Here is a 17628-nt window from a genome sequence, read left to right as displayed (position 1 = left end):
CAGTCCCAATGTGGGAGCGGGCTTGCTCGCGAAGACGGCGGCACATCCAACATCAATGTGACTGGCAGGCCGCTTTCGCGAGCAAGCCCGCTCCCACAGGGGATGTGTGGTTATTGAGGGATTGAGGGCAACCCGAAGAACGCCCGCGCACAGGCTGTGCTGTGTGCAGCCAAATCTTCCACCGTTTCCCCGCGATGCAACGCCACCTCACGCAACACTTCAGTCAGATACGCCGGCTCGTTGCGGCCATTCTTCGGCTTGGGGCGCAAACTGCGGGGCAGCAGATACGGCGCATCGCTCTCCAGCATCAAGCGCCCGCGTTTAATCTCTTTGACCAGTGGATGCAGGTGCGTGCCCCGGCGCTCGTCACAAATCCAGCCAGTGATGCCGATGTGCAGATCCAGATCGAGGTAGCTGAACAGCGCCTTCTTTTCACCGGTGAAGCAGTGCACCACGGCGGCTGGCAACTGGTCGCGGTAATCACGCAGGATCTCCAGCAATCGTTGGCTGGCATCGCGCTCATGCAGGAACACCGGCAATTGCAGTTCGACCGCCATCGCCAGATGTTCTTCCAAGACTTTTTCCTGTTGCGGGCGGGGCGAGAAGTCACGATTGAAATCGAGGCCGCATTCACCCACGGCCACCACGTTCGGCTCCTTGAGCAAACTGCGCAGACGCTGATCACTGTCGGCGTTCCAGTCGCTGGCCGAATGTGGGTGAATACCTGCCGTAGCGAACAGCCGTTGAGCGCTTTCGTCCAGTTGCTGGCACAGCTCCAGCGCCTGTTCACTGCCCTCGACGCTGGTCCCGGTGAGCACCAATTGGCAGACCCCGGCAGCATAGGCACGGTCGAGTACAGCCTGGTGTTTGTCGGCGAAACTGGGGTTGGTCAGGTTGACGCCGATATCGATGAGTTGCATGGTGCTACCTCGGACCAAAGGCCGGAAAGCATATCAGAGCTGTAGATTTATAAGAAAAGCCAAGAACTACAACCAGTTAAAGCTGTCTGTTGAGGCCGCGAGACAGGTCGGGTTGGTAGAATTGCCATCACTGTGCCACTCTCACGCACTTTGCCAGCGCTTCAGGCGCTCTGTTCCTGTCGCTCGACGTCATGAAATCATCCATGAAGTCGACCTGTATTCTTTCCGGAGAGTGGATGATTCGTCCCTCGGTTTTGTTACTGCTGTGTTGCTCGTTGCTACTGCCCATGCCGGCGGTTGCACGTCTGGCCGGGCCGTTGCAAGCCGTGCCGGCGGCCAAGGTCCGCGACCTGGCGGAGATTCGCAGCAGCCGCGTGTTGCGGGTGTTGGTCAACCAGAGCCGCAACAGCTCCGGTGAAGTCCAGGGCCAGGCCATCGGCGTTGAATACCACCGCCTGCGCGCTTTCGAACAATACCTCAATGGCCATGCCCGCGATGGCCAGGAAATCACCCTCAAGATCATTCCCAAAGCCAAGGATCAACTGCTCGGCGCGTTGCAGCGCGGGGAGGGTGACTTGGTCGCGCCGGGGGAATTACTCGATCCGCAATCGGGCCTCGCCGTCAGTACCAGTCAGCCGATTGCCAGTAACGTGCCGTTGCTGCTGGTGGGGATTAAAGGCGAGCGACGTTACACCCGTCTCGAACAACTCTCGGGCAAAACCCTCGCGCTGCCCACCGGCAGTGCCGCCGGGGATGCGGTCAGTCAGATCAATCAGAAGCTCGCGCTGCACAAACTGCCTCCGGTGAAGATCGAGTGGGTCGATCCCAGCCTGGCGGTCGAGGACGTGCTGGAAATGGTCCAGGGCGGGATCTTTCATCTGACGATTGTCGAGCAACCGATTGCCGAACGTTGGGGCAAGATCCTGCCCAAATTACGCTTCGATCGACAGGTCCTTATCAGCGAGCCAGGCGAGGAATACTGGTTTGTGCGCCGCGACGCTTCAATGCTGCGTTCGAGCATCGATCGCTTCCTGACGACTTACAAGAAACCGTCGGACCAGGATGCGGCGTTCCTGCGGATCTATCGACGCCTGTATCAAGTGCACTATCCCTTGGCCAAGGCCGATCGGCAGCGCCTGGAAAAACTTCGCCCGGTGTTGCAGAAACACGCTGAAGCCCAAGGCATGGACTGGCTGAACCTGGCAGCGCTGGCCTTCAAGGAGTCGGCGCTGCAACCCAACGCCAGAAGCGGTAGCGGCCCCACCGGCCTGATGCAAATCACCCCGTCCGCCGCCCAACGGGTTGGCGTGAGTAATATTCAAAACCTCGACGCCAATGTGCAGGCCGGCGCCAAGTACCTGGCGATGATTCGCCGCAAGTTTTTTGCCAGCCCCAAACTCAATGAGCGCGAGCGCATGGCGTTCGTGCTGGCGGCCTACAACATGGGGCCGGAGCGGGTTCAAGGCATGCGCGCTGAGGCCCGGCGGCGCGGCTTGAATCCTAATCAGTGGTTCTTCCAGGTCGAGCGCATTGCCATGGAGCAGGTGGGAATGGGGGCTGTCAGCTATGTTAATAGCGTGAACAAGTATTACTTGGCGTTCGATCGGGAGCGGGAGTCGTTGGAGCCCCAGGGGCAAAAAGTGGTCTCACGGAAATGATCGACTAAGCTGATTGTTATGGTGCGTTTTTTGCGCTTTTAACATGAGTTTTACTGATTAATATAGCGGCCAACCAACACACACTCACAATGGATGACACAGCATGAGCACTCTGATCAACAAGGTACTGTTCACTCGCGCGGGCTACGGTCTGACGATTCTGCGCATTTTCGTCGGCATCATCTTCGCGGCCCATGGCTCTCAGAAACTCTTCGGTGCATTCGGCGGCTACGGCATTGCCGGCACCGCGCAGTACATGGAAAGCATTGGGCTGGCACCCGGTCACCTGATGGCGATCCTGGCGGGTGGTACCGAGTTCTTCGGCGGCCTGGCGTTGATCATCGGTCTGCTGGTGCGCCCGGCAGCGCTGGGGCTGACCTTCCTCTCGCTGGTGGCCATTTTCACGGTGCACATCAGCAACGGTCTGTTCATGGCTAACAACGGTTATGAGTTCGCCCTGGCTTTGCTCGGTGGCAGCCTCGCGGTACTGATCGAAGGGGCAGGCAAGCTGTCGGTAGACCGCGCCATCACCGACTGACCGCCCTGGCTCGACGAAAAGGCCTGCATTGTGCGACGCACTGTGCAGGCCTTTTTTGTTGTGCGTGATTCTTGACACTGTCTGGTCAGCTTCTCTAGGATGCTGCCCATGCGCCGATTTAAACAGCTACTTGCGGGGCGCCAGGTGACTCATTCAGTTGCCGATAGAAGCTTGAAACAGGCTTCGAAATACCGCTAAAGCGCTGGTTCGGTGTTGCCTCTCACCTGCCATGCAGACTTTTGAGGCAGAGACACGACACAATGAATGCATTAAGCCCCGTTATACGCCCCGCGCCGATCACGGCACACCTCACCCAGCGCAATCCAAAAATCCTGCTTGGCGGTAAACATCAGCCGACGCTTTTGCGTTACCTCGATGGCTGGCCACGTCGTACCGGTGGGCCTGCTGCCTTCCTGATTCAGTTTGTCGACGACGGCGAGTCACTGGCACGGTTTGCCAACGACAGTTTCGATCTGGCGGTGATTCTGGCACCCAACGCCGAGGATGCGCCTGAAGTGATCAGGCAACTGACTCGCGTGGCTCGCCAAGGGTTGATTACTCGCCGCTGAAAGAGGCCTGCGTGTCATTGTGGGCGTTTTTTTTGCCTGCCGCGAAATTGATTGGCGTGCAAGCAGTTCAGGATAATTCGACTGCGGGTTGTCCAATCGGTATTGATAATGAAGAACTTCTGGATATAACTATTTTCGTCGGTCGATTCAAACCAAGTATCTATTTTGTTGCTGAAATCGTCGGGTACAAAGAATGGTAAAACGTATTTGGCGCATTGTATTGAACGCAGCACATAAGAAGGTTTGTATTGCGTGGCGACCTCGTCCATAAAGGATTTCAATTGTTGGGTGGTCATGACATTGTCGCCAGACCATTTTTGTTCCACTCCGGGCCAGAAGTCGGAGTTTTGAATGAAATGATTATAAGCAACGACGACCGTTTTTCCTGGGTGTTGATTCCATAGTTGGTCAAGCGTCAAGTGGCGCAGATCTTTAGAGATGGATCTGTAACCGATTTTACTATTGATAAGTTCACGCAACTCCTGATGAGCCTGTGGGGTAAAGTTCTTGAACTCGTGAAAGTCCAGAATGAAAATTTCCCGCGCCCGGGCCGATTTGGTTGAAGGCGTATCATAGAAGTCATTCACCATGTCTAGAATATCGACGCTGACCGTGCGTCCGGACGACGTCATGTGGAAAATCTGGAAGCGGTGTGCCCGGCCGACAGGCTTGCTGCTATAGAACTCTACCCTTAGGTCCAGCACCCGTACGCCGGCGGCCACTTGCTCCTGAGGGCTGACATCTTGTGTGATCTCTTGAGGTAAAAATGCGTTCGGCGCTTTTTTGTCATAACCTGAGTCATGCGACCCCGGCAGAATAAGTTCGTCGATACGCAAGTTTTCGATATGTAGCGTATTGCTCATCCAGCGATCAAGCATGTTATTCATTCCTTTGAATAAAGTTAACTGAGTAAGTGAGACAGGCATCCGCCAACAAGATTGTCAGTTGTCGGGCTGTCTGGCGGCTTGATAGTTGTTCTTTGTTGTTTTTAAGTCAAGTTGGAAGGCGGGGATGTTTGCAGCTTATTGTTTCGATGTTGTAGGTAGGGTGTTACGGGTAATTGATGTCTATAATATAAACGCACTGTTCGCCGGTCGGTGTTTGCACTCGAACTTCGGCGTCCAGCGCTTTGCCGATCAGGGCGCGTGCCAGCGGCGAGTCGATGCTGATCAGCCCTTGTTTCAAGTCCAGTTCATCTGGCCCGACGATGCGATAGCGCGACTCTTTGCCTTCTTCATCTTCAATGGTGACCCAGGCGCCAAAATAGACTTTGTTCGGATCGCTGGGCTTCTCGCTGACGACCTTCAGTGCTTCCAGTCGTTTGGTGAGAAAACGCACGCGACTGTCGATCTCGCGCAGCATCTTTTTGCCATAGGTGTACTCGGCGTTTTCCGAGCGATCACCCTGTGCCGCCGCCTCGCTGACCGATTGCGTCACTTGCGGTCGGCGCACATGCCAGAGTTCATGAAACTCGGCCCGCATCCGCGCTTCACCTTCGGGGGTGATCAGCGCGGTGCCAGCGGTGCGGGGAGGGCGATAACGGCTCATGGCGACTTCTTGTGGTTGAATACGTGATCAGAGCGCTTGAGTTTATCAACCCTCGCGCAAGACTGTCAGGGGGCTGGCATTAAGAGCGCGGCGTGTACCGAATACACCGGCGCCTCCGATCAACACGGCGCCGATCAGCGGCAACACCAACAGCCATGGATGCGGATGCCAAGGCAGGTCGAAGGCATAACGGTAGAGCACCAGGCTCACCAGTTCCGAACCCAGTGCCGCCAACAATCCGCTGACCGCGCCGAGCAGGCCGAACTCGATCCGCCGAGCCCTGACCAGTAACTGTCGTTCGGCACCCAGCGCTCGCAGCAATGCACCTTGGCGAATGCGTTCATCCAGCGTTGCCTGCAAACCGGAGAACAGCACCGCCATGCCCGCCGCCAGCACAAACAACAGCACGTATTCCACCGCCAGGGTGACCTGGCCGAGAATGCTGCGCAGCTGCGCCAGCAACGCTTCGACTTGCAGAATGGTCACTGCCGGAAAGCTTCGGGACAGATCGACAATCTGCTGATCGTGACCGGGCGCCAGGTAGAAACTGGTCAGGTAGGTCGCCGGCAAGTCCTTCAGGGTGCCGGGCTGGAAGATCATGAAAAAGTTCGGCTGGAAGTTGTCCCAGTTGACTTCCCGCAGGCTGGTGACTTTCGCTTCCCGATTGACCCCGCCAACGGTGAATACCATGTGATCGCCGAGCTTGAGCTTGAGGCTTTCGGCGACTTTACCTTCCACCGATACTCCCGGTATTTCATCCGATGGTTGCTGATCCCACCAGTTGCCGGCGGTGAGTTTGTTGCCCTCCGGCAGGTCGGCCGCCCAAGTCAGGCTCAGGTCGCGTTGAATGGCTCGATCACCGGCAGAATCCTTGCTGACGATGTCCTGCACCGGCTCGCCATTGACGCTGATCAGCCGTCCCGGCACCACCGGATACAGCGGCGCCGATTGTGCCGACAACTCCATCAGTCGATCGGTAAAGGCCTGCTTGTCCGCCGGCAGAATGTTCAGGGCGAAGTAGTTCGGGGCATTTTTTGGCAACTGGTTTTGCCAGGTGTCGAGCAACTCGCCACGCAGCAAAGCGATCAGTGCCATGGACAGCAGAATCAAACCGAAGGCCAGGGCTTGACCGGCCGCCGCCAGTGGATGGCGCAGCAGTTGGCCCAACCCGAGGCGCCATGGCAATTCGGCGCGCGCCAGCATCCGGCGCAGGCTTTTCAGTAGCAGCAACAGCAAGCCGCCCAGCACCAGTGCCGCGATCACACCGCCGCCGAGCAGGGCGAAAGTCAGCAACAGGTCCAGGCTCAAGCGCCACATGATCAGGCCGAGGGCGCCCAATGCCGCGCCATAAACTATCCAGGTGCTGGACGGAATCGGCAGCATGTCGCGACGCAACACGCGCAACGGTGGCACTCGACCCAAAGCGGCCAGTGGTGGCAGGGCGAAACCGGCCAGCGCCACCAGCCCGGTGCCGATCCCCGCGATGGCCGGCAGCAGGCCACCCGGTGGAACATCGGTCGGCAATAAATCATGCAGCAATGCAAACAGCCCGAGCTGCGCCAGCCAGCCGAGCAGGGCGCCGCTGAGGCTGGCGAGCAGTCCGAGTACGGTCAGTTGCAGACTGAACAGCACCATGGTTTCCCGACGGGACAGGCCCAGGCAGCGCAGCAATGCGCTGGCATCGAAGCGGCGGGTGGCGAAGCGTGTCGCCGACAACGCCACCGCCACGCCGGACAGCAACACAGCCACCAGACTGGCCATGTTCAAGTAGCGTTCAGCCTTGCCCAGGGCGCCGCCGATCTGCCGATTGCCATCGCGAGCATCCTGGATACGCTGGTTGGCCGCCAGGCCTGGCTTGATCAGCTGCCGATAGGTTTCCAGCGCCGAGGCGTTGCCGCGCCAGAGTTCGCGGTAGCTGACCCGGCTGCCGGGTTGCACCACGCCGGTTGCCTCAAGGTCGCTGAAGTTGATCAGCACCCGTGGCGTCAGGCTGTAGAAATTGCCGGCGCGATCCGGTTCGTAGGTCAGCACTCTGGCCAGCGTCAGGGTTTTCATGCCGACGTCGATGCTGTCGCCGATCTTCAAGTCCAATGCGGTCAGCAGTCGCGCTTCGACCCAGGCTTCGCCGGGTTTCGGTCCGCCACCGGGTTCTTCCGGCGCGAAGGGCGCGGGGGCGCTTTTCAGTTCGCCACGCAATGGGTAGACGTCATCGGCGGCTTTGATACTGGACAGCTGAATGCCGTTGTCGGTGGCGATGACGCTGGAAAACTCCACCACTTGAGCGTGTTCAAGGCCCAACTCCGTGCCGCTTCTGATCTGTTCCAGTCGCGCCGGTGAGCTGCCTTCGAGCACCAGATCGGCGCCGAGAAATTCGGTGGCGCGCAGCATCATGGCGCCGTTCAGGCGGGCACCGAAGTAACCGATTGCGGTACTCGCCGCCACGGCCACCAGCAAGGCGAAGAACAAAACGCGCAACTCACCGGCACGGGCATCGCGCCATAATTGGCGCAGGGCGATACTGAACAGGCGCAACAGCGGCAAGCGTGCCATCAAGGCTCCAGAGGGGCGACCAGCAGGCCGGCTTCAAGGCGGATCAGGCGCCGGCAGCGATGTGCCAGGCGTTCATCGTGGGTCACCAGCACCAGGGTCGTGCCGCTTTCCTGGTTGAGTTCGAACAGCAAATCGCTGATGCGCTCGCCGGTGTGGCTGTCGAGGTTGCCGGTGGGCTCATCGGCGAACAGCACGTCGGGCTCGGCGGCGAAGGCCCGGGCAATCGCTACGCGCTGCTGCTCGCCACCGGAAAGCTGGCGCGGCGAGTGGGTCAGGCGTTGGCCCAGACCGACCCGTTGCAGCAGTTCGGTGGCGCGCTCACGGGCGTCTTTGCGGCCATCGAGTTCCAGCGGCAGCATGACGTTTTCCAAAGCGTTGAGACTGTCGAGCAGCTGGAATGATTGAAAAACAAACCCCACATGCTCGGCGCGGAGGCGTGCGCGTTGGTCTTCATCGAGATTGCTCAGGCCTTGCCCGGCGAGGGTGACTTCACCGCTGCTCGGCAGATCGAGGCCAGCGAGCAGGCCCAGGAGGGTGGATTTGCCGGAACCGGAGGCGCCGACGATGGCCAGGCTATCGCCCTTGTTCAGTTCCAGGCTGAGTTCGTGCAGGATAGTCAGTTCACCTTCCGCGCTCGGAACCACTTTGCTGAGGTTCTTCGCGGTGAGAATGCTTGCGCCCATGGAGAATCCGATGCGTGTGTGGTTTTTGAGTGCTGGCCTGGCCTTGATGTGCATGGCCCAGAACGCAGCGGCGGGTACAGTCCTGATCGTTGGCGATAGTATCAGCGCCGGTTTCGGCCTGGATACCCGCTTGGGGTGGGTGTCGTTGCTCGAGCAACGGCTCAAGCGCGAAGGTTTCGATGATAAGGTGGTCAATGCATCCATCAGCGGCGACACCAGCGCCGGAGGCCGGGCGCGCCTGCCGGCGCTGCTTGCAGAGCATAAGCCTGAGCTGGTTATCCTCGAGTTGGGAGGTAATGACGGCCTGCGCGGAATGCCGCCAACACAATTGCAACAAAATCTTGCGTCGATGATCGACAGCTCCCGCGTCAGTGGCGCCAAGGTGCTGTTGCTGGGCATGCAATTGCCGCCCAATTATGGCGTGCGCTACACCCAGGCCTTTGCCGAGGTTTTCACCAAGGTGGCCAAAGAGAAAAAGATCCCGCTGGTGCCGTTTTTTCTCGACGGTGTGGGCGGTCATCCGGACCTGATGCAAGGCGACGGCCTGCACCCGGCTGCGGCGGCTCAGGACAAGTTGCTGGAAAATGTCTGGCCGACACTGAAACCGCTGCTTTGACGCTTTTCTAGCGGCGGTGTTTCGGCTAAGGTGGCGCCCCCGATTTGGAGCCCCCGATGCCGCGTCCTGCCTGGTCCCTATTTGCCTACCAACTGATCGAGCCTGACGAACAGCTGGATCTGTTCGCCTGCCAGGAAGTGCGCGTGCATCTGGTGACTCGTCAGTTGGAGTTGGGCGGCTCGGTGGACCGAACCTTGTGCGGCAGCCTGTTGCCGGCGCAGCCGCGCTGGTCGAGCGTCGACCGTACCGTGTTCCAGGACCAGCGCCTGTGCTCGCTGTGCCGGGCCATTCTGGAGTCGCAAAAACGCGGCACCTCGCCGATCTGGCCTGAGTTGCGGTTCGAGCTTTAGGGCCCCTTCGCGAGCAAGTCCGCTCCCACATTAAAATGTTCAGTGAACACAGTATTTGTGTTCGGCACTTATCCAGTGTGGGAGCGGGCTTGCTCGCGAAGGCGGCTTCCCATGCACCTCAAGGGTGTGGGCAAAAATCCATTTGCGGAAATTGCGCCCCCCAAGTGCCTTGCATCGCCTGTCACTTCTCGACCTCCCCGAAATAACGGGCAGCGGTGTACAATCCCGTTTTTATACCCTTGTCGATCATGCGAAGGATTTTCCGGATGTTGCCGCGCTTTCCCGCCGTCACCCGCTGCCTGTCTCTTGCCGCCCTCTGTGTCGCGGGTCCGGTAGCAGCATTGGAGCTACCCCTGCCACCTCCCGGTGAAGACATCATCGGCCAGGTGCAGGTGATCAAGGCCAAGTACGAAGACACCTTCGCCGACCTTGGCACCACCTACGATCTGGGCTACTCGGAAATGGTCGCGGCCAACCCTGGGGTCGATCCATGGCTGCCGGGCGCCGGGACCGAAATCGTCTTGCCGACGCGTTTCATCCTGCCGCCGGGCCCCCGTGAAGGCATCGTCATCAACCTGGCTGAATACCGTCTCTACTATTTCCCGAAAGGCCGGGACGTGGTGTACACCTTTCCGTTGGGTATCGGCCGTGAAGGCTGGGGCTCGCCGATTGCCCATACCACCATCACCGCCAAGACGCCAAACCCGACCTGGACGCCTCCAGCGTCGATCAAGGCCGAGCACGCCGCTGATGGCGATCCACTGCCGAACGTGGTGCCGGCCGGCCCAGACAACCCGCTGGGGCCGTTCAAGTTCACGCTTGGCACTCCGGGCTACCTGATCCACGGTTCGAACAAGAAATTCGGTATCGGCATGCGCACCAGCCACGGCTGCTTCCGCATGTTCAACAACAACGTGCTGGAAATGGCCAGCATGGTGCCGGTCGGGACGTCGGTGCGGATCATCAACGATCCATACAAGTTCGGCCTCAGCGCCGGCAAGGTTTATCTGGAAGCGCACACGCCGCTGGACGATTCGGGCAACCCTTCGGTGGTCGACAAGCACACCGCAGTGATCAATGCGATGCTCAAGCGTGAGGACATCACCAACAACTTGCGCATGAACTGGGATGTGGTGCGTGACGTGGTTGCCGCTGAAGATGGCCTGCCGGTGGAAATCGCCGTGCCGAATGCATCGGCGTCGATGGTAACGAGTGCGCCGATCGACCTGCAGCAGTAACGCTTTAAAGGAACCCGCCGACGCAGGCCGCGTCGGCGGGTTTTTTATGGCCTGCAGAAACAGCGGGCAATAAAAAAGCCGACCCAAAAAATGGGTCGGCTTGATAACAATCCCGAAGGACTATTACTTGCGGCTAGCTTTTTCCAGCATGCGCAGAGCACGCTCGTTAGCTTCGTCAGCAGTCTGTTGTGCTTTTTGAGCAGCAGCCAGAGCTTCATCAGCTTTACGGTAAGCTTCGTCTGCACGAGCCTGGGAGCGAGCTGCTGCGTCTTCAGTAGCAGTCAGACGTGCTTCGGTTTCTTTCGATACGCTGCTGCAACCGGTAGCCAGAACTGCGGCCAGAGCCAGAGCAGAGAATTTCAGAACGTTGTTCATCGTGTTCCCCTTCAAGGACTTTCTATTAAGTAGCTGTCTCCTCAGAGTGAGGAAATAGCCGGCGTACATACTACCCATTACTTGTAGTAAGTAAACTGACGTAGAGCAAGAAGCAAAAAAAATTGTAGGCGTTGATTCTTTTTCGAGCAACTTTTAACTGCATTGTATAAAAAATATCCAGCTGCGAGGCCCGAGCTGAGCGAGCCGCCAAAGAAAAGTTCCCCACCTCGGCAGCTGTTTTTCAGTCTCGACTAAAGTCTGTCTAGATGGAATCGTCCACACTTTTGTTCGGATTTTGCGCAGCGGCTCTCATATCTTTATCCATGTTGAGGTGACTTAAACAAAGGGCGCTCGTCTTAAGTCGCAATATCCGGCAATGTTCAGGCTCGACTCGGGAAGATTCCGGTCAGGCCGCCCCTGCATTACCCAAGCAACATCCGCCTGCCAGCATGACGAGCGTCCCTTGAGCATTTCTGCCAATGGTGCCTACTATTTGATACGTGCTCGGTTGCGCGAGATTGGTGTTGCTCTCTCGGTGTCCATTCAGGCACAGGGTGGCGTAGATGTTCCTTCGCCGGAAAAACATCGGTAAGGTAGGGGTCAGAATTAAAGACCCGCGAGGAGTAGTGATGAGCGAGGCGTTGTCCATCCACCATGACCAGGCTGGTCATCAGTTCGAGACCACTGTGGACGGTTATCGTGCCTACCTGACCTATATGGATCTGGGAAAACAGACCCTGGATATTTATCGTACCTTTGTGCCCAACGCACTGCGTGGTCGCGGCATCGCGGCGGCGTTGACCGAGCAGGCACTGCAATACGCCGAGGAAATGGGCTACACAGTCATTCCATCGTGTTCCTATGTGGAGCGCTACATGGAGCGTCACGCGCGGCATGCCGCCAAGCTGTGAACAAAGCGAACGCATAAAAAAACGCCAGGTTCAAACCTGGCGTTTTTTTTTGCGTGAAACGGTGATCAGCTGCGATCGCGTTTAGGCAACACATCCTTGAGCTTGGCGTGCATGCTGCGCAAGGTGTTTTCGGTGGCGGTCCAGTCGATGCAGGCATCGGTGATCGACACGCCGTATTGCAGGTCGGCGAGGTCTTTCGGGATCGCCTGGCAGCCCCAGTTCAGGTGACTCTCGACCATCAGGCCGATGATCGACTGGTTGCCTTCGAGGATCTGGTTGGCGACGTTCTCCATCACCAGCGGTTGCAGGGCCGGGTCCTTGTTGGAGTTGGCGTGGCTGCAATCGACCATGATGTTCGGCTTGATCTTCGCCTTGTTCAGCGCTTGCTCGCAGAGCGCGACGCTGACCGAATCGTAGTTCGGTTTGCCATTACCACCGCGCAACACCACGTGACCGTAGGCGTTGCCCTTGGTAGTGACGATCGACACGCCACCTTCCTGGTTGATGCCCAGGAAGCGGTGCGGGCTGGAGACCGATTGCAAGGCGTTGATGGCCACTGTGAGGCCGCCATCGGTGCCGTTCTTGAAGCCGACAGCCGAGGACAGGCCGGAAGCCATTTCACGGTGAGTCTGGGATTCGGTGGTGCGTGCACCGATCGCCGACCAGCTGATCAGGTCCTGCAAGTATTGCGGGGAGATCGGGTCGAGGGCTTCGGTTGCGGTCGGCAGGCCCATTTCGGCCAGGTCCAGCAGCAACTGACGACCAATGTGCAGGCCATCCTGAATCTTGAACGAGTCGTCCAGGTACGGGTCGTTGATCAGGCCTTTCCAGCCGACGGTGGTGCGTGGTTTCTCGAAATACACACGCATGACCAGATACAAGGTATCGGACACTTCTGCCGCGAGTGCTTTCAGACGCTCGGCGTATTCGTGGGCAGCCTTGATGTCATGGATCGAGCACGGCCCGATCACGACGAACAGGCGGTGGTCGGTGCCATCAAGAATGTTGCGAATGACTTCGCGGCCCTTGGTGACGGTGCGCAGGGCAGCGTCGCTCAGAGGGATATCACGCTTGAGCTGATCGGGAGTGATCAGGGTCTCGTTGGAGGCGACGTTAAGGTCGTTGATCGGTAAATCAGCCATCGTTTACTCGTCAGGTCACGGGTGCCGGCCGCCAGCGAACCCGCGCGGCGGAGCACAGCAAATTAAGCGCGTCGGGGAGCCGAACCTTAGCGCGTTACACCGTGGCTCGACAATGGGCAGACACCGGTTTAATCCAGCATTACCTATGCAAATGCCTTGCGAACCGTGTCGTGGGAGAACTCGTTAGCGTGCAGCTGGACCCATTCGAGGGCCAGGGTCTGGTTGTTCACCTGTTCGCTTTGGAGTTCGTGCTGACGGCAGTAACGTTCGATCTGGCAAACCTGCTCACCCATTCGCGCGCTGAACAGGGTCTGTTCGTCGACAAAAGCGATGCCCACCAGGTAGCTGCGTTTTCGTCGCAGGCACCACGCCACATAGCCCAGGTAACAGATTGTGGTGCTCAGGGTCGGCATGCGCACTTGAAGTGCGGTGCCCCTTCGCCATCCGCGGTGGTAATTGCAAGCCACGCCGCCGAGGCTGATAGTGTGCAGCTGTTGCCGCGAAATACACTCATGTTTGAGCAACGTCAATTCGACGGGTACATCGTCAGGATGAGGAAGATAACGTCCCATGAACACGGACTCCCTGTGTCGGCCATCTGACATCGTTTCTCCCAGTATAGTGGTCGAATCGGAACTGACCGATTTCGACGCCGACCAACGGCTGTTGGCGATGAACGGCATTTCCCTGGTGATCTTTACCAGCGTCGGCTGCGCGAGTTGCCGTTTTGCCCGTGAGCAATTGCCCACGTTCGATCTGGCGGTCGATCGACTGTGCTGGATCGATGCCGGGAACAATGGTGGCGTGGTCGAGCGTTATCGGGTCTTTCATTTACCGGCGCTGTTTGTAGTGCGCGACGGTGAATTCTTTGGGGCACTACAGTCGCGTTTGACCCGCACAGCGCTCAACGAAGCCGTGGGGCAGGCGTTGAGTCGACAAGCAGAGGAGTTGCCATGACAGATATAGGGACCAAACCGACAATCGGCATTATCGGAACCGGCGCGATCGGTGGTTTCTACGGGCTGATGCTCGCGCGTGCCGGCTTCGATGTGCATTTCCTGTTGCGCAGTGAGTTTTCAGCGGTGGCCGAACGCGGCTTGCATCTTGATCATGCGTCGTTGGGGCCGCTGGTCCTGAACCCGGTTCAGGCTTATTCGTCGGCTGCCGACATGCCGCCGTGCGACTGGTTGCTGGTGGGCGCCAAAACCACCAGTAACGCGGACCTGGCCCCCGCCATTATTCAAGCAGCGGCGCCTGGTGCCAAAGTGCTGTTGCTGCAAAATGGCCTGGACGTTGAAGACAGTCTGCGCGAGTTGCTCCCCGACTCGCTGCACCTGCTGGGCGGGCTCTGTCTGATTTGCGTCCATCGCGCCGGCCCAGGGGTCATTACCCATCAGGCGCTCGGTGCGGTGAACGTCGGCTATCACAGCGGCCCCGCCGCCGATGAACAGGCGCGCATGAACATCGTCGAAGGGGGCGCCGGGCTGTTTCGCGCCGCAGGCATCGACGCCCAGGCCATGCCGAACCTGCATCAGGCGCGCTGGCAGAAACTGGTGTGGAATATCCCCTACAACGGCCTGTCGGTTCTGCTTGGGGCCAGCACCACGCCATTGATGACGGATGCCGACAGCCGCGCGCTGATTCAGGCCTTGATGACCGAGGTGGTTCAGGGGGCCAAGGCCTGTGGTCACGACATGCCGCCGGGTTACGCCGATTATCTGTTCATGATGACTGAGAAAATGCCCGACTATTGGCCGAGCATGTACCACGACTTCCTGCACAAGCGACCGCTGGAGCTGGATGCCATCTACACTCGGCCACTGGCAGCGGCGAAAGCGGCGGGATGTGAGTTGCCGCGAATAGAAGCCTTGTATCGCAGCTTGAGTTTCATCGACCGACGTAATCACTGAGTCGGTCAAAAGGAGAGGGAAGGGCATGGCCAATGGCATAGACGACAAACTGGTGTTGGCGATTTCTTCGCGAGCACTGTTCGACTTGAGCGAGAGCCACAAGGTTTATCTGTCGAGCGGCGTCGAGGCCTATCGGCAGTACCAGATCGAACACGAAGACGAAATTCTCGAGCCCGGCGATGCGTTCCCGTTAGTCGAAAAACTCCTGAACCTGAACGCCAGTCTCGGCCGTGCCCGGGTCGAGGTAATCCTGGTGTCGCGCAACAGCGCCGACACCGGCCTGCGGGTTTTCAATTCGATTCATCATTATGGCCTGGCGATTTCGCGTGCGGCATTTGTCGGCGGGCGCAGTCCTTACCCATACCTGAAGGCCTTTGGCTGCGACCTGTTTCTTTCGACCCATTCCGACGATGTGCGCAGTGCGCTGGATGCCGGTTTCGCGGCAGCGACTATTCTGTCGGGCGGTGCCAGTCGCGCCGCCAGCGATGAATTGCGCATTGCATTCGACGGTGACGCGGTACTGTTTTCCGATGAGTCGGAGCGGGTCTATCAGTCGGGAGGCCTTGCAGCGTTTCAGGCCAGCGAGCGTGAGGCCGCCCGCGAGCCTTTGCGCGGCGGGCCGTTCAAAGGTTTCCTCGCGGCGCTCAACCTGTTGCAGCGCGAGTTCCCCGACGATGCCTGTCCGATCCGCACCGCACTGGTGACTGCACGCTCGGCGCCGGCCCATGAACGGGTGATCCGCACCTTGCGCGAATGGGACATCCGTCTGGACGAGTCGCTGTTCCTAGGCGGTTTGACCAAATCAGCCTTTCTCGAAGCCTTTGCCGCCGACGTATTTTTCGATGACCAGGCCGGCCATTGCGAGCTGGCCCGTGAAGTGGTCGCCACCGGTCACGTGCCGCATGGCATCAGTAACGAGCCGTCGATTTAAAGCGCTGCGGTTCAATGCGTTGAGCCGAACGCCGCACTCGCCACGGCACTGCTAAGCTGAATCAATCTCCGCCATGTTGGCATTAAAGGAGGTCCCTATGATTCATTCGATGCTGTATGCCACCGACCTCGGTCTGTATGCACCTTTTGTGATGCAGCATGCGTTGGCACTGGCTCGAACATTCAATGCCGACTTGTATGTGGTGCACGCGGTTGAGCCGATGGGGTTGTTCGCCGAATCGGTGCTTCAGAGTTACCTCGATGAGCAGGCCTTGAACGAGTTTCACAGTCAGGGCCTCAATACGGTGATTGCCAATATCGAGCAGCGGGTGCTCGACAGCTTTCGCGAAGAGCTGGGGGATGAGGGGGAGCAGGACCTGGAACGGATTCGGGCAGTGCGGGTGCTGCAGGGCGATCCGTCGCAGGTGATTCTCGACCAGGCGCAGAAACTCTCCGTCGATTTGCTGATCGTAGGAAGTCACAGTCATGGCGCTGGCGCGGAAACGCCATTGGGCCGAACCGCTGCGCGCGTGTTGCAACTGTCCAGAGTGCCGGTCTATTTGGTGCCGCTGATGGAACGTCGCCGCAAAGGGGATCGCTAGGACACGAATAATGGCGTTTTGATAAAAAAGTTCTAGATTTATTAATCAAACCATTAATATAGTTATATATCGTCGCTGATGCCCGTGGCGTCTACCTGCTTTGAGGGATTCATATGAAGCTTCAACAATTGCGCTACATCTGGGAAGTGGCGCACCACGACCTCAACGTTTCAGCTACAGCCCAAAGCCTCTACACCTCGCAACCGGGCATCAGCAAACAGATCCGTCTGCTGGAAGACGAATTGGGGGTCGAGGTTTTCGCCCGCAGCGGCAAGCACTTGACCCGGGTTACCCCGGCTGGCGAGCGCATCATCACCACCGCCGGCGAAATCCTGCGCAAAGTTGAAAGCATCAAGCAGATCGCCCAGGAATTCTCCAACGAGAAAAAAGGCACCCTGTCGATCGCCACCACGCACACCCAGGCGCGTTATGCGTTGCCACCGGTGATCAGCAATTTCATCAAGCAATACCCGGACGTTGCCCTGCACATGCACCAGGGGTCGCCGATGCAGATCGCCGAGATGGCCGCTGACGGCACCGTCGATTTCGCCATCGCCACCGAAGCGCTGGAGTTGTTCGGCGACCTGGTGATGATGCCGTGCTACCGCTGGAACCGCTGCGTGGTCGTGCCTCAAGGCCACCCGCTGACCAAGCTGTCGAAGCTGACCCTTGAAGCCCTGGCCGAATACCCGATCGTGACGTACGTGTTCGGTTTTACCGGCCGTTCGAAACTCGACGAAGCCTTCAGCCATCGTGGTCTGACACCCAAAGTGGTGTTCACCGCCGCCGACGCCGACGTGATCAAGACTTATGTTCGTCTGGGCCTGGGCGTGGGCATCGTGGCGAAAATGGCGGTCGACACCAAACTCGATAGCGATCTGGTGGTGCTCGATGCCAGCGAGTTGTTTGAATCCAGCATTACCAAAATCGGTTTCCGTCGCGGCACCTTCTTGCGTGGTTTCATGTGCGACTTCATCGAGAAATTCGCGCCGCACCTGACCCGCGAAGTCATGGCCAAGGCCATTCAGTGCCACAACAAACAGGAACTGGAAGAGCTGTTCGACGGCGTTGAACTGCCGGTGCATTAA

At 58.5% G+C, this 17628-nt stretch carries 20 protein-coding genes; 12 read left to right on the top strand and 8 right to left on the bottom strand.

The window, feature by feature from the left end; all coding sequences use genetic code 11:
• Window positions 1-110: 110 nt before the first annotated feature.
• Window positions 111-920 carry a TatD family hydrolase gene (locus tag KW837_RS17625; RefSeq protein ID WP_038982195.1) on the bottom strand — a complete coding sequence of 270 codons (810 nt, stop codon included), beginning with the start codon at window positions 918-920 and terminating at the stop codon, window positions 111-113.
• A 236-nt stretch (window positions 921-1156) separates the two neighbouring features.
• Between KW837_RS17625 and KW837_RS17620 the strand changes: the two genes are divergently transcribed.
• From KW837_RS17620 to KW837_RS17610, 3 genes are all read left to right on the top strand, one after another.
• Window positions 1157-2578 (top strand): transglycosylase SLT domain-containing protein, encoded by a 1422-nt coding sequence (locus tag KW837_RS17620; RefSeq protein WP_218398031.1) that lies wholly within the window; start codon window positions 1157-1159, stop codon window positions 2576-2578.
• A gap of 103 nt (window positions 2579-2681) precedes the next feature.
• Window positions 2682-3116, top strand: a complete 435-nt coding sequence (locus KW837_RS17615; RefSeq protein WP_123723181.1) for a DoxX family protein — start codon at window positions 2682-2684, stop codon at window positions 3114-3116.
• A 260-nt stretch (window positions 3117-3376) separates the two neighbouring features.
• Complete coding sequence (locus KW837_RS17610; protein WP_052964043.1) at window positions 3377-3685, top strand: hypothetical protein; 309 nt, start codon at window positions 3377-3379, stop codon at window positions 3683-3685.
• 14 nt (window positions 3686-3699) lie between these two features.
• On the opposite strand, the gene KW837_RS17605 is transcribed toward KW837_RS17610, so the two are convergent.
• The 4 genes from KW837_RS17605 to KW837_RS17590 all read right to left on the bottom strand — a co-directional run bounded on the left by KW837_RS17605 (window position 3700) and on the right by KW837_RS17590 (window position 8466).
• A complete protein-coding gene (locus KW837_RS17605) occupies window positions 3700-4563 on the bottom strand; it encodes a hypothetical protein (protein ID WP_218397533.1) in 864 nt (287 codons plus the stop codon).
• A 172-nt stretch (window positions 4564-4735) separates the two neighbouring features.
• Entirely contained in the window at window positions 4736-5233 is a 498-nt protein-coding gene (gene greB, locus KW837_RS17600) for a transcription elongation factor GreB (protein ID WP_123501220.1), read from the bottom strand.
• A 45-nt stretch (window positions 5234-5278) separates the two neighbouring features.
• The gene (locus KW837_RS17595; RefSeq protein ID WP_218397530.1) at window positions 5279-7783 is read right to left on the bottom strand and encodes an ABC transporter permease; all 2505 of its coding nucleotides are present in this window, start codon (window positions 7781-7783) and stop codon (window positions 5279-5281) included.
• A complete protein-coding gene (locus tag KW837_RS17590) occupies window positions 7783-8466 on the bottom strand; it encodes an ABC transporter ATP-binding protein (RefSeq protein WP_218397528.1) in 684 nt (227 codons plus the stop codon). The genes KW837_RS17595 and KW837_RS17590 overlap by 1 nt, the downstream gene beginning before the upstream one ends.
• A 10-nt stretch (window positions 8467-8476) precedes the next feature.
• On the opposite strand from KW837_RS17590, the gene KW837_RS17585 reads away from it, so the two are divergent.
• From KW837_RS17585 to KW837_RS17575, 3 genes are all read left to right on the top strand, one after another.
• The gene (locus KW837_RS17585; RefSeq protein WP_218397526.1) at window positions 8477-9082 is read left to right on the top strand and encodes an arylesterase; all 606 of its coding nucleotides are present in this window, start codon (window positions 8477-8479) and stop codon (window positions 9080-9082) included.
• 56 nt (window positions 9083-9138) lie between these two features.
• Window positions 9139-9432, top strand: coding sequence for a hypothetical protein (locus KW837_RS17580; protein WP_008075246.1), 294 nt, complete (start codon window positions 9139-9141; stop codon window positions 9430-9432).
• A gap of 266 nt (window positions 9433-9698) precedes the next feature.
• Window positions 9699-10670 (top strand): L,D-transpeptidase family protein, encoded by a 972-nt coding sequence (locus KW837_RS17575; protein WP_218397523.1) that lies wholly within the window; start codon window positions 9699-9701, stop codon window positions 10668-10670.
• A 123-nt stretch (window positions 10671-10793) separates the two neighbouring features.
• On the opposite strand, the gene oprI is transcribed toward KW837_RS17575, so the two are convergent.
• Window positions 10794-11045 (bottom strand): outer membrane lipoprotei OprI, encoded by a 252-nt coding sequence (oprI, locus tag KW837_RS17570; protein WP_003172710.1) that lies wholly within the window; start codon window positions 11043-11045, stop codon window positions 10794-10796.
• A gap of 629 nt (window positions 11046-11674) precedes the next feature.
• On the opposite strand from oprI, the gene KW837_RS17565 reads away from it, so the two are divergent.
• On the top strand, window positions 11675-11956 hold the full coding sequence (locus KW837_RS17565; RefSeq protein WP_007899932.1) for a GNAT family N-acetyltransferase: 282 nt from the start codon (window positions 11675-11677) through the stop codon (window positions 11954-11956).
• A gap of 65 nt (window positions 11957-12021) precedes the next feature.
• Here the strand turns inward: KW837_RS17565 and KW837_RS17560 are convergent, their stop codons facing one another.
• Both KW837_RS17560 and KW837_RS17555 read right to left on the bottom strand, forming a co-directional pair.
• Window positions 12022-13098, bottom strand: a complete 1077-nt coding sequence (locus KW837_RS17560) for a 3-deoxy-7-phosphoheptulonate synthase (protein WP_007899930.1) — start codon at window positions 13096-13098, stop codon at window positions 12022-12024.
• Window positions 13099-13241: 143 nt separating this feature from the next.
• Window positions 13242-13670 (bottom strand): PilZ domain-containing protein, encoded by a 429-nt coding sequence (locus tag KW837_RS17555; RefSeq protein WP_192344076.1) that lies wholly within the window; start codon window positions 13668-13670, stop codon window positions 13242-13244.
• Here KW837_RS17555 and KW837_RS17550 point away from each other — a divergent pair.
• The 5 genes from KW837_RS17550 to cysB all read left to right on the top strand — a co-directional run bounded on the left by KW837_RS17550 (window position 13669) and on the right by cysB (window position 17628).
• Entirely contained in the window at window positions 13669-14055 is a 387-nt protein-coding gene (locus tag KW837_RS17550; protein ID WP_123501229.1) for a co-chaperone YbbN, read from the top strand. The two genes, KW837_RS17555 and KW837_RS17550, sit on opposite strands and share 2 nt — an antisense overlap.
• Window positions 14052-15008: a putative 2-dehydropantoate 2-reductase gene (locus KW837_RS17545; RefSeq protein ID WP_218397519.1), complete on the top strand. Its 957-nt coding sequence runs from the start codon at window positions 14052-14054 to the stop codon at window positions 15006-15008. The genes KW837_RS17550 and KW837_RS17545 overlap by 4 nt, the downstream gene beginning before the upstream one ends.
• 25 nt (window positions 15009-15033) lie before the next feature.
• The gene (locus KW837_RS17540) at window positions 15034-15939 is read left to right on the top strand and encodes a 5'-nucleotidase (RefSeq protein ID WP_008075703.1); all 906 of its coding nucleotides are present in this window, start codon (window positions 15034-15036) and stop codon (window positions 15937-15939) included.
• A 97-nt stretch (window positions 15940-16036) separates the two neighbouring features.
• Window positions 16037-16540, top strand: coding sequence for a universal stress protein (locus KW837_RS17535; protein ID WP_007899922.1), 504 nt, complete (start codon window positions 16037-16039; stop codon window positions 16538-16540).
• A gap of 113 nt (window positions 16541-16653) precedes the next feature.
• Window positions 16654-17628, top strand: a complete 975-nt coding sequence (gene cysB / locus KW837_RS17530) for an HTH-type transcriptional regulator CysB (RefSeq protein ID WP_007899921.1) — start codon at window positions 16654-16656, stop codon at window positions 17626-17628.

Source organism: Pseudomonas sp. PDM24 (assembly GCF_019218905.1).
GTDB lineage: Bacteria > Pseudomonadota > Gammaproteobacteria > Pseudomonadales > Pseudomonadaceae > Aquipseudomonas.
This window is presented reverse-complemented; position numbering and strand designations above follow the sequence as displayed.

What these genes read in the sequence shown, in the direction of transcription:
- KW837_RS17625 (WP_038982195.1), bottom strand. Translation starts at nt 920, where the DNA reads ATGCAACTCATCGATATCGGCGTCAACCTGACCAACCCCAGTTTCGCC.
- KW837_RS17620 (WP_218398031.1), top strand. Translation starts at nt 1,157, where the DNA reads ATGATTCGTCCCTCGGTTTTGTTACTGCTGTGTTGCTCGTTGCTACTG.
- KW837_RS17615 (WP_123723181.1), top strand. Translation starts at nt 2,682, where the DNA reads ATGAGCACTCTGATCAACAAGGTACTGTTCACTCGCGCGGGCTACGGT.
- KW837_RS17610 (WP_052964043.1), top strand. Translation starts at nt 3,377, where the DNA reads ATGAATGCATTAAGCCCCGTTATACGCCCCGCGCCGATCACGGCACAC.
- KW837_RS17605 (WP_218397533.1), bottom strand. Translation starts at nt 4,563, where the DNA reads ATGCTTGATCGCTGGATGAGCAATACGCTACATATCGAAAACTTGCGT.
- greB (WP_123501220.1), bottom strand. Translation starts at nt 5,233, where the DNA reads ATGAGCCGTTATCGCCCTCCCCGCACCGCTGGCACCGCGCTGATCACC.
- KW837_RS17595 (WP_218397530.1), bottom strand. Translation starts at nt 7,783, where the DNA reads ATGGCACGCTTGCCGCTGTTGCGCCTGTTCAGTATCGCCCTGCGCCAA.
- KW837_RS17590 (WP_218397528.1), bottom strand. Translation starts at nt 8,466, where the DNA reads ATGGGCGCAAGCATTCTCACCGCGAAGAACCTCAGCAAAGTGGTTCCG.
- KW837_RS17585 (WP_218397526.1), top strand. Translation starts at nt 8,477, where the DNA reads ATGCGTGTGTGGTTTTTGAGTGCTGGCCTGGCCTTGATGTGCATGGCC.
- KW837_RS17580 (WP_008075246.1), top strand. Translation starts at nt 9,139, where the DNA reads ATGCCGCGTCCTGCCTGGTCCCTATTTGCCTACCAACTGATCGAGCCT.
- KW837_RS17575 (WP_218397523.1), top strand. Translation starts at nt 9,699, where the DNA reads ATGTTGCCGCGCTTTCCCGCCGTCACCCGCTGCCTGTCTCTTGCCGCC.
- oprI (WP_003172710.1), bottom strand. Translation starts at nt 11,045, where the DNA reads ATGAACAACGTTCTGAAATTCTCTGCTCTGGCTCTGGCCGCAGTTCTG.
- KW837_RS17565 (WP_007899932.1), top strand. Translation starts at nt 11,675, where the DNA reads ATGAGCGAGGCGTTGTCCATCCACCATGACCAGGCTGGTCATCAGTTC.
- KW837_RS17560 (WP_007899930.1), bottom strand. Translation starts at nt 13,098, where the DNA reads ATGGCTGATTTACCGATCAACGACCTTAACGTCGCCTCCAACGAGACC.
- KW837_RS17550 (WP_123501229.1), top strand. Translation starts at nt 13,669, where the DNA reads ATGAACACGGACTCCCTGTGTCGGCCATCTGACATCGTTTCTCCCAGT.
- KW837_RS17555 (WP_192344076.1), bottom strand. Translation starts at nt 13,670, where the DNA reads ATGGGACGTTATCTTCCTCATCCTGACGATGTACCCGTCGAATTGACG.
- KW837_RS17545 (WP_218397519.1), top strand. Translation starts at nt 14,052, where the DNA reads ATGACAGATATAGGGACCAAACCGACAATCGGCATTATCGGAACCGGC.
- KW837_RS17540 (WP_008075703.1), top strand. Translation starts at nt 15,034, where the DNA reads ATGGCCAATGGCATAGACGACAAACTGGTGTTGGCGATTTCTTCGCGA.
- KW837_RS17535 (WP_007899922.1), top strand. Translation starts at nt 16,037, where the DNA reads ATGATTCATTCGATGCTGTATGCCACCGACCTCGGTCTGTATGCACCT.
- cysB (WP_007899921.1), top strand. Translation starts at nt 16,654, where the DNA reads ATGAAGCTTCAACAATTGCGCTACATCTGGGAAGTGGCGCACCACGAC.